Below are 21,472 nucleotides of genomic sequence, written 5' to 3'. Positions count from 1 at the left end.
TTCCTTTTTTAAGAAGGTTGAATAATTTTACTTAAATCAAACATAGGTGAATACATTGCAATTAATACAGTACCCACAACCAAACCTATGATTACAATTATTAATGGTTCCATAATAACACCAATCATCTTAGTTTGGTGCTGCACTTCTTCATCATATTGTTTAGCCAATCGTTCAAACATATCATCTAATTTATTTACTTGTTCGGCTACGCTAACAAGCGAAACTAATTTAAAATCGTATATAGAATGTTTGGCTAACGCTTTTGAAAAAAGAGTTCCTTTTGTTACTTCTTTTTTGATCATATCTAAACTTGATTCTAACGGATAAAAGGATATCATACGCTGCACTAAATCCAAAGAAGTTACTAATGGAGTTTTTGCAGATAATAACAAGCTTAGTGATTGACAAAAACGAGTGATGTATATTTTTCTTACCAGTTTACCAAAAAACGGGATTCGTATAATTACATTAGATATTGCTTTTCTATAAAAAGTCCTGTTTTTAAAGTAAAAGTGAAAAGCGATTATAGAGATCAAAGCAGTACCAAAAACTATACTTATGGTCGAAAAGTGCTCTGAAACATAAATAATCTTTTTAGTTAAGTTTGGTAAATCTTTTCCAAACTGTTTAAATACAGTAGCGAACATAGGCACGACGTACTTCATCATAAAATAAAGTACTCCAAAAGTTAACAGCAATACAAACGAAGGATATGTAAAAACCGATAACAACTGCCTCCTCATTTTTACTTTTCTATCGAAGTACTGAAATAATTCTAGTAATACTTCGTCTAATTTTCTGGTCTCTTCCCCAATTTTAACACTAAAGTATTCATACGGAGAAAACTTCCCAGAGTCTCGTAACGCCTCGAATAAGGCTTTACCTTGCACCACTTCTTTTGTTATAGCCTGTATCAGATTCTTGTGTTTCTCCTTTTTTTGCTGGTCTTTTAATATTTCAAGTGCCTTTCTAAAATCTACCCCAGAATTTAATAAAACAGAAAGTTCTTTATAGAAATCCATTTTATCTTTATCAGAAAAACGATTACCAAAACTCACTTCTTTAGAGAAAAAACTATCGTTTTTCTTCTTTGCCTTAGTGACATTTTTCGTTTTATATGTTGAAATATTAATACTCATCCAGCAAATAATTATTCATTCTCGATGCAAGAGAAATTTCTTTTGATTCAAAAAAATCAAAACTTGCTCCAAGTATCTCAATCTTTAGTTTTATGAGTTGATATTTTTCCTCAATTTTTTCGTTTTGGTCAAACTGAACCTCCAGAACTTTTATATTAAAAGTATCTACAGCTTCTGCTTTTCTAATGATTTTTTCTGTTTTGAAAAAATAGTGTATCTCTTTATTAGTACTCTCTAATACAATATGTCTATCATCATCTATATCTATAGATGTACTAAGTTGAACATCTTTTGAAAAAAGGTTTTGAAACTGGTTATATGTCATTAAATCATCTTGTTGATCTGCATAAACCACTACTTGTCTAGATAAATTATCATAAATAACATATACCATCGTAATCACCAATGATGATATCACCATGCCAATAACGAGTTCTAGCATTGTAAATGCTTGTAATCGTATATGTTTTTTATTCTCTAACAATGTATTGATATGTTTCTTTTTTTGATTGTACCTTTATCGTAAATACAACTTTATATCCTGCGTTATTTTCTAATTTCTCTACTTTTTTTACTACGGTAAAAGATTCAAAATCATAATCTTCATCTATAAATTGTTTTTCACTTTTTGTTTCCCAAAACAATTCTTTTACTTTTTGCCGAGCCTGATAATGAGCAATACTATGATCAGAGCCCAACACTCTACTATAAATTATTAGTGCCATAGACAAGCAAATTGCAATGATAGTCATGGCAATTACCGATTCTATAACAGACCCCGCTTTAACATTATATTTGTTTAATAATTGCATAGGGTTTAAAGTATTCACTTTTATTTTTAAAGAGCGGTATCCTTACAAATTCATCAGGAAGACTTTTCCTATCAATTGTTCCGTTTAAAATATAATTATCATATGCAGAAGCTTCTGTCCTAAGGTAAAAGTTACTTGTGTATACTGTACCTATTACATTTCCTTTAAGTTGTAACTTGCCACTACAGTAGATATCACCTATTACTTCGGCATCTTCTTCTACGGTAACTATCTTATCTAGTCCTCTATTTATATCATTTATCACCACTCCTCCCAAAATCTTACTTTTCTTTCCTATAGTAACTTCTCTTTTATCGACATTACCTCTATTCATCAAAATACCCGATGGGTATTTTAAAACTACATTTTCTTCAAGTCCCACTACTTTCTCTGCTAACACCTGTACATTACCAGTAAAACCAGATTCAAAAGCTACTTTCGGAGCATCTATAATAATATCTTCTAATACATTATTTTTTTTGATATAGATAGAGTCTTTAGATTTTATAACAATATTTCCCGAAAGCTTTTTATTATTTATGATTATAGTATCGCTTTCTATAACCAGTGTTTGCTTACTAAAACTGTTATATAAAAGAACATCGTCTTTTATTTCATTTAGCATAATTTGGCGTACATTATCAATATCATATGCAAAATCTACATGGTCGATTTTTGGTAAACTCGTTTTTGAATTACGTTTTGTACCTATCAAAAATTTTGTATCTCGGTATGCATTAGAAGTGATATACCCTGCTTTTATACCTGATTTTGGTAAAAACACATTACCTGTTATTTTGGCTTTTTCTACCATAAATAAAGGTTTAGATGCATCTGAAAGATATAGTGCCATTGCATCTTCTTTTTGCCACTGCCCTATCAAAGCTGCTCTTTTTATAGTGTCTTTCTTAAAAACAGAAGTGGTTAACAATACCTTATAAAATCCCCATGGCTTTATACTACCAGAGGAAACCATACCATTATCAAAAACATCTATGGTAATTCTCTTCTCTTCGATATCTTCTATTTTTGCAAGAAAATACTCTTGTGCTGATTCATTGTTAGATACTAGTTCGGCATGGGCATCAAGCATTCCCTGATGTATTTTAGAATATCCACTCATCAATAACAGTGAATAACAAAATATCCCTACTACAATACAAATTAGTATCGCATACGCTATAGAACCAGCTTTTATCACGTATTATCCTTTTCTTTTTTACCAAATAATCGTTGAAAGAAATTTGGTTTATCGTTAGTTGTCTTTTTTTGTTTTGCTTTTTCAACTCCCCTTTTAGTATTCCCTTTTACCTTTGGGTTATTATTCTTTGTCTTTTTAGAAGTTGTTTTATTTTTATCTTTTTTAGAAAAAAGCCTTTTAAAGAAACCTGATTTTTTCTCCTGAGGAGCTACTGAATCTTTTGCTTTCTTTTTAAATAGTCTACCAAAGAACCCTGACTTTAGTGTATCTTTTTCTTTACGTACTTTTTTACTATAATCTATAGTGTCACCTTTTTGTACGAAAACCCATTTTCCAGATCGTTTACCACTAGTATACTTACCCTTTGATATTATATTACCAATACTATCATAGAATACGCATTTGCCATTTAGTATTCCTTTGTTCCAGTTTTCTGTAGTTGCTAATTGACCATTTTTATACCAGGATTTCCAGACACCAATCTTTTTTCCTTTATTAAAATTGCCTTTCTCTGCCAATTCATTAGAGTAATAATACTTGGTATATACCCCATCCAATAATTCTCCTGCATAATCACTTTGTGTAGCCTGTACTTTTCTGGATTTAAACCAATAGTATTTTACTCCCGATTTTGGTTTTGGCTCATCCTCTGTAATATGAAAGCTTTCTTTATATTCGGTAGTACTAATATTTTTCTTATTAAACAGTTCCTGCGAAGTTTTACAACTCAACAGGCAGGTGAATATGATACTTATATATATTATTTTTTGCATTCCTTTACGATACTTTTCCAACCAACGTGGTTATTATTTTTTTGCGCAAACTTATTGCTATACTGCTATACTATTTTTATTCTTAACATGTCATTTATTATATAGTATATTGTACTTAGCAAGTAACATCAACCATTAGTATAAAAGGTCAAAAACCCAAACTAAAAAATCAACATAACCAACTACATATCAATGCACTAAACATCAAACTCCAGAATAAACACATAGAGATAAACTCTGTATACTTATAAAAAATGAAGTCGCAAATATATTCATTTTTAAGTTGTTAAAAAGTTAAGATTTAGCTTTACTTTAAGGGGTCTATTTTTCTTAAAAAAAGCTAGTTCTCTATACTATTTTTCACACCTTTCGGCATGTGTAATCAAACATATTAAATCACTTGTCACCATGCTTTTACATTAACCTAAATCTTACAAAAATCATACTCAATCTTCGCACTACATCATTTTTCACAGTACAAGAATACGAGTCCTGAGTTTCATTTTTCGGGACTGGGAATTTTTTTTTTTATTTTTTTTGATATTAATCTATATAAAACACATTTTATATAGATAAAATCCTCTTTAGTATAAAGACAAAAGCTACCTAGAAATAGGTAGCTTTTGTCTTTATTATTGTTATTATTACTAAGTGTATAGATTACAAATCTCACTAGTAACTTCTTGAACAACATAAAAAGAAATACAAAAAAAACATTTCTATCTTTTCTAGTATTATATTCTTGTTGTCCTTTCCAAGTATCACTAATTTACTCTATAGTAACATATAGAGGCTATGAAAATTTAGATAAAAAATCATTAAAACAATCCTCCAAAAGTATTTTTTGATTCTTATCAGTATCAAAATACCACTTATAAACCTTATCATAGTTACTTGAATCAATACCTATACAATAACAATTACCTCCATCATCTAATGCGAAAGGCATTAAATCTTTAGGTATATTATCTTCTAAAACTTGATGATCTTCTATTGTTTCTTCCAATGTTAATTCTCCATATTTGATACTTAAAAAAACATCAATTGTAAAACTTATCTTCTCATCAGTGTAAGTATTATTTTCTATATACCCTCCATTATTTTTAATTATAAAATCAACAAATGAATCAGGGATTTTTATATTAAATTTTTTTTCCAAAAAATTCACGTCACTTTTTACAATACTCTTGTTAGTCTTTCTGAAAATCATATATTATTCTTTATATTCAACATCTTTATACACTTCATACTGTTTAACCCCTCCTGAATGAGGCACCGATTTTTGATGTATTTTAGTTTTAACTAGTTGCATAGTAGCCTTTCCTGTGCTAGGATCAAAATCATCTAAATGATGCCATGTATATCCATCTGGTTTAGCTTCTAGTCCTGCAGCTTCATTAGCGACTTTATAATCTGCTTTTCTGCTACCTGTTAATTCTATTTCAACTATTGATTTCTCTCCTTTTCCAGCTTTATAAAGGTGATCTGTATTTGCGAAATCAGGAGATCCTCCATTCTTACTTTTCGGAATATCTAAACCTGCCTTTTTTAATGCTGGTTTATTAGGGTTAAATTTTTTAAACTTATAACTAGACAACCTATTAAGCCCCTGAATGTGAGCTCTCTGAAAGCTAGTAGCAAGTCTACTAAAAGATACAGCTCCCGAAACATCTTGCAACCAATTTACTGTATAAGTTGTTAAGTACTTCTTTGATCGAATATGTAAATCTTTAACATTTACATTGACTAAATCATCCACTGGAATATAATATCCAATGGGTATTTGATCTCTCTCTCCTTGATACCAAACAACTGCAATATCTGCCATTCCATCATCCATCATACCCCAAAAACCATCCGTAATATTCAATAACCAATTACCATAAGTTTTCTTCGGAATATTATCATCCAGTACTCGCTGAAGTCGTACATCACCACTATCATCCACAAACCAAACTGAATAATGCATATATTCTAGTCCTTCAAGTTCTATTCCATCAATTATTCTATTTTCACCAAACGCATAAGGTGAATTATATGAATATCTTCTAGCCAACGGATCCACTGCAAAAAACCTCCCTAATCTAGGATCGTGCATTCTATACTTATAGTTTACACTATTCCCTTCACCTTTAATCTCATCGTCTTTTTCTTGTCCCTGGAATCCATATCGATAGGATTTAGAGTCTTTATGTCGATTAGGTTGTAGCATCCCAAACGGATAGTAACCATTATAGCTTTCCACCTTAGCCGTTAAGTCTCCTGTAGCAGGGTCCAGATTTTTACGATCGTTTACCACTACTCGTACATTACCAAGGTGATCCTTAATCTCATAATACTTATTACCCAGATCACGATATACCAACCCACTGGTTGCTTCATCTTCTGTAGTAAGAATAGTATACGGTTGATACGGTTGGTATCCTGTTACTCCTCCGGTAGCGGCAGGTAAATTATTTAGTATTGTACTGGTTTGAGTATCTAGGTTCCATTCCTGCCCACTATTCGTTGTACCTACAAACTGGTAGAGTTTATTATCCTTATTTACTCTAAGGTCCCCTAATGCGTTAGTAGCTACTACCTGGTTATCTGAAGCTCGTTTTACGACCTTAGTATCTGCATTGGTTGTTACCTCCTGCGTATACTGCGTATAATAGATATCATCTCCTGTGTTTATCAAAGAACCTTTACCAATATTACCGTTGGTTACTGCAATAGTCGATACACTTGCTACTACTGGTAGTTTCGTATCCGGATCGAGCTGCCAGGTGCGAATTTCTGCATCTGTAGCTGCGGTCCATTGTGCGGGTAATGAGATATTATGATACACACTTATTGCGGTACCATCGGTTGCGATCTGCAACTCTCCATTACCTGCTGCATCGAAACTATCAAAGTATGCTGGTAGCAATGTACCATCAAAACTTACAGTTCCCGTTTCACCAATTGTAAAACGAACCAGGTTGGTTCCCGGTGGCGTCGTTACAGTACCATCGGTATGCATGGTGGCGTAAAGATATGCCTTTTTTTGTTGTTCGTCCTGGATCACTGCCATATGACGCCCATAATTGCTATAGGCAAAGTTTTGGTGACCCGTAATCGATACTCCACCACTATTACGTAAGGTAGCACAATGTAGTCCTGAAGCTGTATCTCTATAGAATATCAAATACTCACTAGGATTAGATGGGTGTTTTACTACTACTGTTTTTGCATGCGGATCAATTGATGTAGCTGTATCAACATTAATAGTTTCTAATCCTGATACCAGATTACCTGATGCATCGTAGATCAATAATACAGAACGATCGGGATCAGTACTAAAGTAATTCGTCGCTACTGCACCGTAACTTATAACTTCACCCTGTGTATTCTCGATTAAGAAAACATTATTATCTGTTACAATAGGTACAATAGCTTCATTTTCTTGTTGTAAAGCTTCATACTGTAATGCATTAAACGTTCGATCTGCTTTAGCTTTCGCCATTTTGGTTCCAGGAACCTGCACTACAGCACCATTTGTATCTGTTAACTCTTTACTATCATTTTGTACTAAGAATACATTGTCTAGTGCGTTTGTGATATTACTCATAAACTGTACTGCTACCTCTTCATAGTTTTCTATAGTATCAAATCCATAGGTACGCGTATAGATTACTTCGCTAAAGACATCCTGTCCAACACGATCACTACCATAGATAGGTCTCTCCGAGATGCTAAACGTTGCTGTATAGGTATTATCGGTTGCATCATTTGGATTTACCTTAACATCCTCGCGTTTATAGATTCCCATTACATTACCAGAAGCATCACAAGTGTAATAGGTTGTTTCTACTGCTGCCGGATTATGAATTTGCGGACCTTCTCCTGTTACATTATATGGCATACGGTTTACTTGCTTCATGGCACGCATACCCATACCATCATAAGTAAATGACATGTGTACTTTTTGCGTATCAGGATTACCCGTATTATCCGGGATAATTTCTGATACTTTACCAGCGGCTGTCCATACGTAACGCAATCCTTCGCTATTATCGCGAATTAACTGCCCTGTTTCATCGTATTCATAGTTTCCTACATTTTGATCAGGTAAATCATTGATTACTGTACTTACTTGTCCTGCAGCATCATCTACATATGTTAAACGATTAGATAGGTTTGGATCTTCAAGGTTATAGTGATACGTTAGATCATCTATTAGCTGTCCGTCATCTTTATGACGCTTTAATCGTTGCAGGTTACCATTTTTATCATACTCATAAGATGTTTTAAAGGCATTGGCACTGCCTCCTATAGCACCATAAGTTTGATTGGTATCACTATATAATTGTGTAGTTGATGATTTAATTCGGTTTAACTGGTCATATCGGTAGCTATTTCCGGTAAGGTAACTCGCTCTGTTTTTCTCTTTTGCTTCTTCTGCGACCTGAGAAGTCCAGGTGCTAATATTACCGTTATACAGATTTTGTTGTACACCGTTTACTGCATTTTCCAGATTAAACGGATTGGCTGCTGTAAGTCCAGAATTTAACACTCCATCACGAGTAAAATCTCCACGATAATACCCTAATGCCATACCAAATTCATCTTTGGCATGTTTTGTTGCGGCATCACCACGTTTATTATTTGCATCTGGGTTATACGCATTCTGTGCAAGATCTGGTGTATTGATACCTTTTAGCCATCCATGAATGGTATAGGTAAAATCTAATCCCTGTACCTTATCTTCACCTAGTTCGGTTCTTGCTAAAGGGCCATGTAGATAATAATCATATCGGGCATCTTCATCCCATACATAACCATCTTTAGATGTTTTTACAGATACGATTCTGTTATCTTCATCATAGGTATATTTATGACGATATTCATCTACTCGCCCTCTGTTGAAATGAACTTCGTTTACATTACCCGATACTAAGTCATATGTATAGGCAACTGTCGTTCTTCCGATCCCTGGGAGTTCCTGTACGCACCACTCTACATTACCATGTGGATCATAGCTGTAATATGTTTTAGTAAGCTTACCGTTTTTATCTTTATTATTAATAAAACTTACGTTATTACGTAAAAAACGTTGTTTTTGATCTCGATAAGAAATTTCTTCTACTCTATCATTATAAGTGGTCTGAATATATTCAGTTTTATCAATCATTGGTAAATCGATTGCCACTTGTGGATTTGCCTGATTATTAATCAAGAAATCGGCAGGGAATATTTTTCCATTTAATTTGGCTTCTCCACCTTCACGCACTCTCCCCAGTTCATCATATACTACATAGGAGAATACTCCTTCTCGTTGCTGGCGCTCGTTTTGAGAATACCATAATTGACCAATATCATTATATACGAATTGTGAAGTACCTCCATCTGGTGTATTTTGACTAGCTAATTGTGAAATACTATTATAGTCATATCCCGTAACATATGTATGTGCAGTTGCACTACGATCGCTAACCGTACGAACTCCTTCTGGTGGTACTGTACGTACCAGGTTACCTGCACGATCATAATAGTATAGAGTGAAATGATAAGTATCACTTGTTCCCTGAGTATATTTTAACGTCACCTCATCATCTAGTCCTCCTGTATTATAAAGAACCTCATTTACATTAGCCTCTAACTTATCTATATTTTCAACAACACAAAGTTCTACTTTGGATGCGATCGCTTGATTAAATGTAGATGGACCAATAGGTTTAACCGTACGAGTAGTATCTGGCTCTGTATCATTTCTTTCTTTTTGAGTCGGAGATACCCAACTTAAACATATATTATAATTACGTCTTACCGGAGGTTGTGTTACCGCTGTAACTACTGTTTCTGCAGTACAACCATTAGCATCTGTTACGACAACCTTATAATTACCTGGTGTAATACCAGGATAACTAGAAGTACCACCTTCCTGAACAATTTCTTGGTATTTTAATTCTTCTACCAATTCAATAACGGGATCTCCGTCTGGAGGAAGAACTTCTTCTTCGGTTACCAAATACCATGTAAATGTATAGGGTGCAGTTCCTGATGTATATCCAGATACTGTACCTCCCGTTATTCCTGATCCAGAAACTGCATCACAGCTGGTTTGGATATCTTCTATTATTGGAGTATCTAAAGGTGTTGGATCTTCTAAGGTTACTTTAACCGGATCTGTTGCTCCGCATCCACTCTCATCTGCAACTACTACACTATATTCACCAGCTATAAGCCCTGTAGCAATATACCCTATCGAAACCACTTCGCCGGCAGTATTGGTCCATTCATAGCTAACCGCTCCTGAATTTCCTGTTACCACAACCTCTGCACTACCAGAATCTTCTCCTGCACATTGTGGATTATTAGCGATCGTATCTACAGATAAGTTAGAAAGCGCCTTTATATTGAAGTATTTCGATGTCCCACAAGCTTCAAGAGCACCATTATATGATGTAACGGCACTTGGTTGAACAAAAATTTTGTAATTACCAGGGCCAACATTCTGTAATTGAAATGGTGTAGGGTCACTTCCTAATGACGGAATATCATCAAACACTTCTGGTGTTCCTACGAATTCTCCTTCACTATCTACGCTTCCAAAGAATACAGTATACCCCGAAACAGTATAAATTGAACAGGAATTCCCATTATTTTTTAATTCAAAGTTTACATCTAAAGTGTCATTAGCAAAACAAACTTCCAGATAAGGAGAATCTTCTTTAATAGTTACACTAGCTCCAATAGTTCTCGGTCTAAAAGGAGTAGAAAATATACATCCATTAGCTGCAGTGATTTCTACAAAATAACTATCCCCAACTATTGCATTTATAAGCTCATGACTTTGTGCATCAGGAAATGTTCCTGTATAAGTAACAATATTTTCAGATGTCCCTCCTGTGACTTTATATATCCTTCCTGTATAATTTGTTCCTGTAAGAGATGGGTGGACATCTAGCGTATTAAATGATACCGTTACATTACCACTTGTGACATCACAAGGTAATAACGAAACACATAATTCATCTATAGGTTTATCTACAACACCAATTGCTATTGATTTTTCAAATTGACAACCGTAATTATCTTTGAATGTAATACTGAAATTTCCTTCGGGTATATTTTCTATAGTTAATTCCTGCCCATTTGTTAATTGTTGACCAATAGTAACCAGGTTAGGATAGGTAGAATTTACAATTTCGAAAGGCTCTTGCTCTAAATACCCAGTGCCTTGTTCTCCTGTAATGCTAACGGTAACTTTACCATCAGACTTACCAGAACAACTTACACCATCTACCAAAGTAAGGTTTATCTCTGCACTTGGGTATACTTCTACATCTACAGTTGCAGTACCGCTACAATTAGGCGCAGGGTTTGTTGCAGATTGTACAGTAACTTGTAATGATGTTGAATTTAATGGTCTAAAAGTAAACTGATTACCATTAGAAGATATAGGCTGTACATTCCAGGTATAGGTATAACTTCCTCCTGCTAATGCTCCAGAAAGTACAACTTCTACCACCACATCTTCACCTTCGCACACAGGAGAACTGCTTAATGTATTGATCGTTATTCCCGGAAACGGAGAGTTTACCACTTCTACAGTATCACTAGCTGTAGTAACCTCAAGGTCACAAACCTGATTATTTGAAATACAAGTAGCTTGCCCGTTTTGTATGGTTTCTGCCTGATACTCAAAACTAGTTCCCGATAGATTAGTTAAACGGGTATTTATTTTAAAAGTTTGATTTTTATTAGTATCTAAATCCGTTAGACTCCAGGTTACTGTAGTTGCCGTAGTACTTGTAGGTGCAGGAAAACCACTTACCTCATTTGCATAAGTAACCCCGGTTGGTAATGTAACTACCAATTGTTGTTGAGCAATAGGATTAACACTTGCATTTACCACTGCTATAGTTACTTCATTACTATCATTACAAACCAAAAAGTTACTACCTGTAATGTCTACTGTTATATCCGGAGTAGTTAATCCTTTAAGCGGAATAAAACGATCAAACTGAAGATTGATATTTTCTGAACAGTTGGTAGTTCCTTCTAGGAAAAACTTAACTGGTTTTCCTGGGTTATAGTTACAATCCGAATTCAGGCTTATTCTAAAGCTAATTTCATTTTTACCGGGTAAACGAATTCCTGGGATCGTACTTTCTGTTGCATCGGTAAGATCTCCTGATGCTACAAGTAAAGAAGTTACTAAATCTGATGCTTTGATGATTAGATCTTGGGTACCTGATACATTTTGTTGTATAAAAGAAGCAGGTACTGTAGCTGATGCTCCACTATAGGTATAAGTTATCGTACTTACATCTGAAGCAGAAACTCCAACTGGTAAATCAACAGTAACATTGGTGTCATATACATTGGCAAACTTAGAGCTTACTACTTTTACATCAAAAGCAATATCCTCACAAAGGTCTACTTCATTGCCTACTCGGTTTACTTCCCAATCAATTCCTCCGGTTTTGTACCGTAAGGTTACTACATCTTTTTTGTACTCATATTGGCAAGTTAAAACACCAGGGTTATTTATTGAAGTTACTGCTGTCAACTCTGAAGTTTCATCATATGCTTCTCCCGAAAGGGGCCATGAATCGCAATACCAACCAGCTATTACATCTATATCCTGTTCTACATCATTTTCGCAAACTCTATATTCTGCTATTGGATAAATGGAAACACAGGTTTTTGGAGAAACTTTAGAGTTATTTAGCTTTACCAACATATTTGTTGGTTTACCTGATCTAGGATTAATTGGTCCATAGAATATGATATCTTCCTGAGGAATTATATTTCCATTCTGATCTTTGGCTCCCACTAAAATAGTGCTTTCATCACCTACTTTTAGTTCTAATGCCATCCATGCATTCGACATTGTATAGTAAGATGAATTAGTAGGTGCTTCATTACATATCTGTACAGGCCAATCTGTTGTTCGTTCAAAACCTTCTTGAACTTGATTTGTCGAAACACTATAAGGCACATTATAGTATTCTACAAACGAGCTATTCTCACGATAATTTGGAAGTGTAGAATAATCTATAGTCACATCAGGATTCTCTAACAAGTCTTTATAAAATAAATTAGAGTAATATGTATTGGTGTTATTACCAAATCTTGGAATTTCAAAGTTAGCGTCGCAAACAGGCTCTAAATTTCCTCTAACAGAATACCCCGATATTTTATCACTTAATAAGGGAATATTTTTTAAGTCTACTGTATTTAGAGATGATGATTGCGAAACAACATCTAAAAGAACATTTCCAGTTCCGCTATTTCCATTATCTATATAATAACTATAAAAAATTGGTAATACATCTGTTTTAGAATCAAATTGATACCCTTTAGGAAACGAAAATTCTAGACTTGTCTCAATAGAAACAGGACGAAACTCATTTGGAAAATCATCACTCCCATTAGCCGGTTCTGATCTATTATTTACTAAAAGATAACCAAGGTCACATCGCACACTATTATATTGATATAATTGTACATTGGTTTTTGGAATAAGTAGATCAAAAGAATCTCCTTTAGATTTTCCACAACCTGTTGCTCCAGAAGTAGTTTTTCCTAAAAATTTACCTCTAAACACCGATAAACCATATATACCTTTTGCTAAACCTACACTAGACATTTTTTCTAATTGTAATTGAAGTTCTTTGACTTCTAAAACAATATTTGATCCTGAAACCGGGGTTATAGGAACGGTATATGAATATGTAATTCTTTGTCTATTATCTATTGAAACCAGAGGAGATGTTAGTGGATAATTTGTACTATTTACTGATAGAATTCCATCATCAGTATGTTTCAATAATTCAATGTTAGAATTTTCGGGTAAATTAAATGCAAATTCAAATGTTATTTCATTATAAGATTCGGCTCCATCTGTATTTAAAAGCCCCTTCGCCTCTATTAATGCCTTATCATTAGGATAAGCAGCTTTCAATTGAATCCCCGCAGAATTGGCATTAACTTTAGGTATCCCTGCTAATTCATTAGCGGAATAGTAATTAGCTCCATTTTGGTTTTCAACATATCCAAAAGTATTTCTTTTTACTTCAAATATTTCTGTTTCAAAATCACAAGTATCACCTCCACCTCCGGGGCCACCGGGATCAGTAGTACATCGATCGAATGTAGTAAAAATAGCAGAAGAAGTTTTGGCTATTTCCAAAAGTTCAAGACTACTAAAATCGTTGCAGACATCTCTATACATGGTCCAATCTACATCTTCTATTGTTTCTACTAGACTGTCACTACAGTCTACAGAAACAGTAGTTTCATACCAACCATTAGCACCTCCTCCACGTACTTCAAAACCATTAGCAATTGGAATAACCGTAAGAATTTCTGGTACTCTAGCTATTCTATGCCATTCTACTTTTTCAATCGAATATCCTTGGGGCAACTTAAATCTAGAAAGGTAATTATCAGGAATCACAACGGATCCACTTTGATCATTTAATAAATTACGATAGTTAACATAAAATTTAAAGATTGCTGTTTCATCTGTTTTTAATTCAGATGGTATCTGATCTCTTGGAGGATTTATTTCGGACGATAGTATTGATACTACATTTTGTCCAGAATAACGACCAGGCCTAGAGCATGCATTATTATAACCATTAAGTACAGCCCAAGCTATTTGATCTCTTAGGTCAACAAAATATTGAGGATCCCATGTTAAGTTAAACTCAACTCTTAAAGTTAATGTCGCTCCTACAGGTAAATCATCATAAACGCCATCTTTATCTATATCATCCAATCCTACACCGATTCCATCTGGATCTGTAGAGAAAATATTATTATCATTACGAGAAAAATCGTAATGAAGATTATCCTGTGAATCTATAAACGAAATAGGTATTTCTACATTATTAAGGATAACCTTCTTAACACTAGAGTTTTTAAATAATTCGCTTACTTCTCGAAGAGATAGATTATATGCATGATCTGCATCAGAAAAAGATGATCCATTACCAGAATTACTGTATTTATATTCCAAAATTATTTGATCTCCACATAAATCACCAGATTTAATAACAGTACTACTTGCTGCTATTCGTGGAGATCCTTGAACAAAACTCAAATAATTTACAGAAGTCGCATCTTTATCATCTATGGCTTCACAAAAAGTAGCATTACAACCATATACCGCAGTATAATTTGTAGCCATAGACGGAAAACAATCTCCTGCCTTTAGGGAAACATTATCTATCAATGTCAATCTTTCATTTTGTTCAAAAACAGCATTACCATTTCCTATTGTTGAAAAATTGGTAATCGTATATTCTAGACGTTGTAATCCCGTTCCTAAAGGGGAAGTGACTGCTGGGCCAACAGGTGTTAATACCTGACCCGTAGATAGTTTGAGTTCATTAAAATCAATATTGGCATCGTAGTCTACATATAATCTAAACTCACTCACAGCTCCAAGACCACTATTACTTACTTCAATTTCTCTGTCAAATACAGAACCATCAGCATCTTTTTCTAATATACCTACCTGTATATTAACATCCTGATCTTTTACCTTTACAAATAGTTCTGGAAAATTAACATTATACGATTCTGAAGTACCAGTTACTGTTTGTTCTGCCCCAGCATTTACCTTATATGCGACTGAATTTGTATTTCTTACAACAAATGTCTCATTGGTTTGTGTTGCAGAATCAAACTCGGTTAATAACGTACAGCTTCCTTTTGCAGTATAGGTGAAATTAGTAACTTCATTAGCCTGAATACTAGGTATTGCAAACTTTACCTGGCCAGCTGTACTACTACTATTAGGATATTGCGAATTCACCAAAGTAATTCCATTCGGTAATGTAGAATTATATACAATACCAGATAAAACAGCATTACTTCTATTGGTTAATTTAATGGTAAAAGTTACTTCATCGCCGCAGACTACCAATGAAGCATTGGTAGATGTTTCTATCAACAAATCAGCATTGGATTGTGCATATCCTATTACAGTAAGTAATAGAAAAAGTGCAGTATATATTTTTTTCATCTTGTGTGTATTCGAGTTGGTTATCTGATTTGTTTACGGTTCCTGGTGATTAGCTGAAATTCGTTATTTAAAAGTCGAACTTCTAGAGCTATAGATCTCGGTTTTGCTTTACCCCATTTCTTTTCTATGATCATTTTTAGATCATCTAAATAGACTAAGGTTTCTTTTTGATTATAAAACAAATAGAAGTTATTATCTGATTTTCTATTCAATATTGCTTCTTGGTTATCTAACACATTCCCATCTTCAATTAGATCTACCTGAATAAACTTTACATTCGCAACTTCATAAAACTGAAGTGAGATTTCAAATACATTTTTTTCTTTTTCATAAACCTCAAAGTCAAATGTATTTTGTTGCGCATAAAAAAGTGTCGTACAAAACATCCCAAAAATCAGGATCATACTATGTTTGATTCTATTTTTCATCGTTGCTATAGGTTTAGTTATTAGGATCAATGACTACATTTATTCCGGTTTTTGGCGACTCGACCGGATCAAAATCAGGGTCAGTAGGAGAAAATGGTTTTTTAGTAGTCTTGATATACTTATCTCTATCTACAAAAGTATCTCCAGGTCCATTAGGGTTTTGGCGAGTAATATAATCTGCCTGATCTGTACATATTTCAAAAGATTGTTGTTCCCATTTTTTGGTATCCTTGTTATAAACGTATACAGGTTCTACAGGTAAATTATTTGTATCATATGTCAAATCCGGATTATAATTTCCTGTGTTATCACATTTACTAGGAATATCTAATTTTACTGTCCATTCTAATGCCTGTTTCGATCTGGTAGATTGCGCATAGGTAAGAGATTGTCTAATATCCCAAATCGTTACAAAAGGATATGCCGATGTGTTATATGAGTACTTAACCAATCCGCTAGGGAGGTTTTCTTCTATAGGAGATTCGTTTGTTTGAGTTGTTATCCCGGTTAACGGATCAAAATATTTTAATTTCTGTTCTTCTCTGGTAGACAATCCAGCGACTACAGGTCCAGACACTCCTAATTCTGGGAAACTAAGATCGATAGTATATTTAGAAATAGCGTTAGGATCTGACCTATCTACTCGTGTAGGTGCTCCCAAAAGTCTACATGTTTCATCTATACAAGCATAGGTATCTACCTCGCATTGCTTTTTACATTGTTGTACAATCTGTTCTACTAATGCTTCAATATCTTCTTCGGGAACTATATTATCATTAGGGTCGATTTTACATTTGCCAATTACATAACACCTGTTTTCAAACAGTTCTATTAAGTTTCGCTTAAAGAATTCTCGTTTGTCATCACAGTTCTCATTACATTCCTTCATCAATAATGAAACTTCATTTTCAATCATACTAACTCCGGTAGCTTGCGGTTCACCTGCCAGATCAATAAACCATCTATCTTGAGGAATCGGTGGCATATCTGCAAAACTATTAGTGATATACCCTCCGTTTTCTGCAAATAAATCTGCTGATAAAAATTCTAATCCAGATAATGTTCCTGGTAATACATCTGCACTGGTAAAGGTTAATATGAAACCTGATTCTTTTTCATAATCCGGATTTAACACATAACTGGTTGCTTCAAAATAATTTCCACAATTAACGGGTACGACATCGGGTACCACTTCTTCTTTAAAGTCTTTTACCAGGTTATAAAAAGTAAGACGTTGATCACAATTCCAATCTTTTGAAGTTTGTTCACACTGTATATATCCTACATCACAAAAGTTACAGGGGATGGGAGTTCCATCGGGATATTCACCACAACAACCGAACTCTTTTTCTTCAATTTCTCCTGTTGTTTCATTAACTACTTCTTCAATACAAATATTAGGATCTCTAAAACAGGTCTCTGCTTCAAGAATAGGAAATGTTCCTTCTTTATATTCAAAATACTTAAAAGCATACACAGGATCTTTAATATTATAATAATGTTCTCTTGTTTCCGGATCAAAAAGGTCTAACCATTCCCCTATAAGGCCCGTTAGCCTTTTTCGATCATATTTTGTATATTTTAGATTGGTTTTTGAATTCACCAACGTATCGAAGTCGGGTTGAAATACTGGGAAATTAGCCTTAGGAGCTTTGTCTTTAGGTACTTCATTTATGATATCTCCAAATTTGTAACCCGTACATTCAAAGAATTTATATACTACACTACCTAGCTCTGCCTCTGCCTGATCCTGAGCAACACCATTAGTACTTACATTTTGTCTTCTTATTCTTCTTACCAGTTTACGCTTTGCGATCCATCGTACGATAAAGTTTTTTATATTTTTTCTTAAATGCCCTCTACTATCGCCACCTCTTGTGTCATAACTATCTGCTACATTATTTTCTTCATTTGAGTCCAAATCATAATCACCAACACATAATTTATTTACTAGTTCTATTACGATAGGTTCCCAACATTCTGCCAGTTCTTGTGCAGAGTACTGCGATCCTGGTAATATCACTTTAGGTTTTGGGTAATCACAAGATTCGTAGTTTCCATTTGGAACTGGATGATTAGGAATATCCTCTTCTACTTTAGGGCAATCCTGATCACCATATTGATCTGTAGCCATATGATAAACCATTTGATTAAACACCCCAGGTCGTTGCCATCCTACTAGTTGAGCATAAATTTCTTCTGCTGCTCTTTCTCTTGTATATCCAGTATTAACTGCACTTTTACATTCGTAAAGCATAGAGATAGCATACCCTTCAAAATCAATAGGATAAGCATCAGTATTCTTAAGCGTTACCGAACCATCGTTTAGTTTCTCATAAGTGAAGTTGTTTTCTGTATCTAATAAGAAATTTGGATTTGGATTTATATGATTATCTGGGTTTGGAGTAGTTAACGGAGTTGCTCCTGTCCCAAAGTATGAGATGGATTCTACCACCTGATCATCTAATTGTTTATTATTTCGATATGCTTCTAAAGCTTTTGGAATTGGAGTACGGAAAGGGGGTGTAAATATTATAGGTACCTGAAACTGACAACATGGTGTTTCAAATCCAACTTTTACAGGTCTTCTTCCCTCAATTGAGGTATCGGTATCATAATTAAAAGCCTTTAAATCACCACTGGGGTCAAAATAATAAACTGTGATTTTATATTGATCTTCTCTACCTAGGTAATAATCTAAAAATTCGTCATCTGCTTCAGGATCATTAGGATCTTTACTCCTAAAACTTATTTTTTCATCAGAGCATCCTGCGCAATCAAAATTAACAGTAGCGATTCTTATTCCTGTAGTAGCATCGGTAACAATATTTGCTGCAAGTTGCTTATTATACACTAGTTTACCAAAATGGAAAATATCATTATACAGATATTCCATTTCTTCTTCACAATCCACTTCATTAGAAAAATCAATAATCCAATCAAAAAATGGTTTTATAAGTTTATTAATACTATCCTCTGCATTAACCAAATCAAGCTTTATAGAATCGCTAGGTACTAATGTTTTTTGAATATAATATGTACCTGTATTTAAAATTACATTTCCGAAATCTACAGTAACATTATCTATACCGTCATTTGTTGTATCTGTTAAATCTTTTAAGGTTGGTTGTTCAAAACTATGTACTACGTTTCCTGTACCTATATCAAAAACTTCAATTTTTAGACTATAGTCTAAATCTAATTCTAAATTATGGCATAACCCATCTAATACAGGTCTTGTAATTGTATAACTTATATTTACATCTGTTCCGTCTTCTAAAATAGTAATACGTTTAGATGCTAAAAATCCTGTTGATGTTTTTATATTATTAGTTATTCTATCGGTTACCCCTTTAACTGTGTTATCCGGATTTGTATCTTTTACACTATCTAACACAGTATCATCTTCACTAAAAGTAAGCCCTGTAGCGATTGTATTTCCTTCTTTAGTGATATAAGAAACCGATCTTGTACTATTAGGGTCGACGGTTACAATTTTTGCAACATCCTGATGATTAGGTGCTTCATCTCCAAATAATTTTACCAATTCATCCTCTGTAGGTGTAGAATATAAAGTTCTTGTAGTTCTTGTTTTTCCATCAGCTATATTACCTATCATGTGTGTTTTTCCAACACCTGATTGTTCAACAACACGATCAGTACCATCGTTACTAAAAATAACTCTGGTAAAAGGATACCCTTCTGCATCTGGTATTCTTTTATCTGCATTGGCACCAGAATAGTATTCAAAAGCACCAGTAGCATCTATCATTGCCGGAGTACTATAATTATCCTCTTCATCAAAATTCTTAGCTTTGTAAAGACTTTTACTCGTCTGTACAAAACCTTCTTTATAATTACTTATCTTTTCTCCAACAATTGGTACTGGTAATGTGTTTATAGTAGGCCTTCCCGAATTATCTAGAATTGTCTGTGTAATTACCTTATAATCTTTTGAGGGTATATATCGTTGTGTTTGCTTAACTTGGTTTAAAGAAGTAGCATAGGTCACTTGCTCACTTACTTTGTTATTTTCGGTAAAAACTCTACTGTACTGGTAATTTTTTTGGTCGTCGGTATCTGTAAAAAAGAATACCTGATTAGCGCTTGTTGAAGGTGTAAATATACACGAAGTACATGCTGTATAATCTAGAGCATTCCAACTCCCCCAGTTTTTATTATTACCAATTCCATTTTCGTAATACGTTCCTATTGGTCTAACTCGCCATGCATAATATCCTTGTCCTTCTCCCATCGTGAGATCGATAGAAGTTGTAGCTCCGTCTACATGTAATGATAATGCCTTATCCCAATCAATAGTTGTTGTTATTGTTCTTTGATCAGATGATGTTGCCGGATCTGTGTTATATAATCTAATAATCTGTAATTCGTATCCCGGAGCATTACAACTATCTGTCCAATTAAACACTATTGCTTTGCTATTGGCTACAGCTGTTTTTGTTAAATTACTTACCGTGTTTGCACTTACATCAATACCATAATTCATTTCATAGTTTAGTCCAACATTTAACGCTGTTCCTGTATTAATTGTAACTGCAGTATTCGTAAGGTTACTAATGGTAGCACGAACACCATTAATTTTATTTCCGAGATAAGAGAGTCCTGTACTATTATTATCTGTATCTATATATTGGTTAAGATCGAGAAAAACGACACTTTCTGGTTTGTTATTATTCAATTCAACTTTAAATGATATTGCCAGATCAATACTCGGGTTGTCTGTAAGGACTTTTATTTCGAGATCCATTCCTATCTCAAATGGAACCCCAAAATTATCATATCCAAATTCGTAATTTTCTCCCAGGTCAATTTTGACCCATACTTTTCCTTCATTAACATTAAAAGTAGAACACGGCGTAATAAAATTTAAACTGCCCGAAGTTGATTCTCCTGTGCCAGGAATACTTAACATAACATTATCTAAGTATACTCCTTTATCTTGCGAAAACAATGTACCGCTAGCTAGAAAAAGTAAAAAGATGATTCTTGTGAGTGACCAATTAATTTTCATCTGTAAATTTTATTTTTAAAGTTGTCCGATAGGATTGATATACTAAAAAATGACATTTCATTTCGGTGATTTTTTAG

Annotated in this window: 9 protein-coding genes; all 9 read right to left on the bottom strand. The window is 33.9% G+C overall.

Features of this window, described 5'->3' with window-relative positions; all coding sequences use genetic code 11:
• Positions 1 to 8: 8 nt before the first annotated feature.
• Positions 9 to 1,142 (bottom strand): type II secretion system F family protein, encoded by a 1,134-nt coding sequence (locus tag NNL09_RS17120; protein WP_196910482.1) that lies wholly within the window; start codon positions 1,140 to 1,142, stop codon positions 9 to 11.
• A complete protein-coding gene (locus NNL09_RS17115) occupies positions 1,132 to 1,626 on the bottom strand; it encodes a type II secretion system protein J (RefSeq protein WP_035096534.1) in 495 nt (164 codons plus the stop codon). Before NNL09_RS17115 ends, NNL09_RS17120 begins: the two co-directional genes overlap by 11 nt.
• Positions 1,613 to 1,954, bottom strand: a complete 342-nt coding sequence (locus NNL09_RS17110; RefSeq protein WP_196910484.1) for a hypothetical protein — start codon at positions 1,952 to 1,954, stop codon at positions 1,613 to 1,615. The genes NNL09_RS17115 and NNL09_RS17110 overlap by 14 nt, the downstream gene beginning before the upstream one ends.
• The gene (locus tag NNL09_RS17105; protein ID WP_196910485.1) at positions 1,932 to 3,155 is read right to left on the bottom strand and encodes a hypothetical protein; all 1,224 of its coding nucleotides are present in this window, start codon (positions 3,153 to 3,155) and stop codon (positions 1,932 to 1,934) included. The genes NNL09_RS17110 and NNL09_RS17105 overlap by 23 nt, the downstream gene beginning before the upstream one ends.
• Positions 3,152 to 3,928: a toxin-antitoxin system YwqK family antitoxin gene (locus NNL09_RS17100; protein ID WP_196910487.1), complete on the bottom strand. Its 777-nt coding sequence runs from the start codon at positions 3,926 to 3,928 to the stop codon at positions 3,152 to 3,154. The genes NNL09_RS17105 and NNL09_RS17100 overlap by 4 nt, the downstream gene beginning before the upstream one ends.
• A 793-nt stretch (positions 3,929 to 4,721) precedes the next feature.
• Entirely contained in the window at positions 4,722 to 5,138 is a 417-nt protein-coding gene (locus NNL09_RS17095; RefSeq protein WP_255518910.1) for an SMI1/KNR4 family protein, read from the bottom strand.
• A 3-nt stretch (positions 5,139 to 5,141) separates the two neighbouring features.
• Positions 5,142 to 15,935, bottom strand: coding sequence for an HNH endonuclease (locus tag NNL09_RS17090; RefSeq protein ID WP_196910490.1), 10,794 nt, complete (start codon positions 15,933 to 15,935; stop codon positions 5,142 to 5,144).
• A gap of 20 nt (positions 15,936 to 15,955) precedes the next feature.
• Positions 15,956 to 16,363, bottom strand: a complete 408-nt coding sequence (locus tag NNL09_RS17085) for a hypothetical protein (protein WP_196910492.1) — start codon at positions 16,361 to 16,363, stop codon at positions 15,956 to 15,958.
• 13 nt (positions 16,364 to 16,376) lie between these two features.
• Positions 16,377 to 21,395 carry a hypothetical protein gene (locus NNL09_RS17080; RefSeq protein ID WP_196910494.1) on the bottom strand — a complete coding sequence of 1,673 codons (5,019 nt, stop codon included), beginning with the start codon at positions 21,393 to 21,395 and terminating at the stop codon, positions 16,377 to 16,379.
• Positions 21,396 to 21,472 lie beyond the last annotated feature (77 nt).

Origin of the sequence: Aquimarina sp. EL_43, from assembly GCF_943422735.1 — a bacterium.
Classification (GTDB): Bacteria; Bacteroidota; Bacteroidia; order Flavobacteriales; family Flavobacteriaceae; genus Aquimarina; species Aquimarina megaterium.
The sequence above is the reverse complement of the archived record's forward strand: the minus strand, read 5'-3'. Positions and strand labels throughout refer to the sequence as shown.

Coding starts and splice junctions, on each gene's coding strand:
- NNL09_RS17085 (WP_196910492.1), bottom strand. CDS start 16,363: ATGAAAAATAGAATCAAACATAGTATGATCCTGATTTTTGGGATGTTT.
- NNL09_RS17080 (WP_196910494.1), bottom strand. CDS start 21,395: ATGAAAATTAATTGGTCACTCACAAGAATCATCTTTTTACTTTTTCTA.
- NNL09_RS17095 (WP_255518910.1), bottom strand. CDS start 5,138: ATGATTTTCAGAAAGACTAACAAGAGTATTGTAAAAAGTGACGTGAAT.
- NNL09_RS17100 (WP_196910487.1), bottom strand. CDS start 3,928: ATGCAAAAAATAATATATATAAGTATCATATTCACCTGCCTGTTGAGT.
- NNL09_RS17120 (WP_196910482.1), bottom strand. CDS start 1,142: ATGAGTATTAATATTTCAACATATAAAACGAAAAATGTCACTAAGGCA.
- NNL09_RS17090 (WP_196910490.1), bottom strand. CDS start 15,935: ATGAAAAAAATATATACTGCACTTTTTCTATTACTTACTGTAATAGGA.
- NNL09_RS17110 (WP_196910484.1), bottom strand. CDS start 1,954: ATGCAATTATTAAACAAATATAATGTTAAAGCGGGGTCTGTTATAGAA.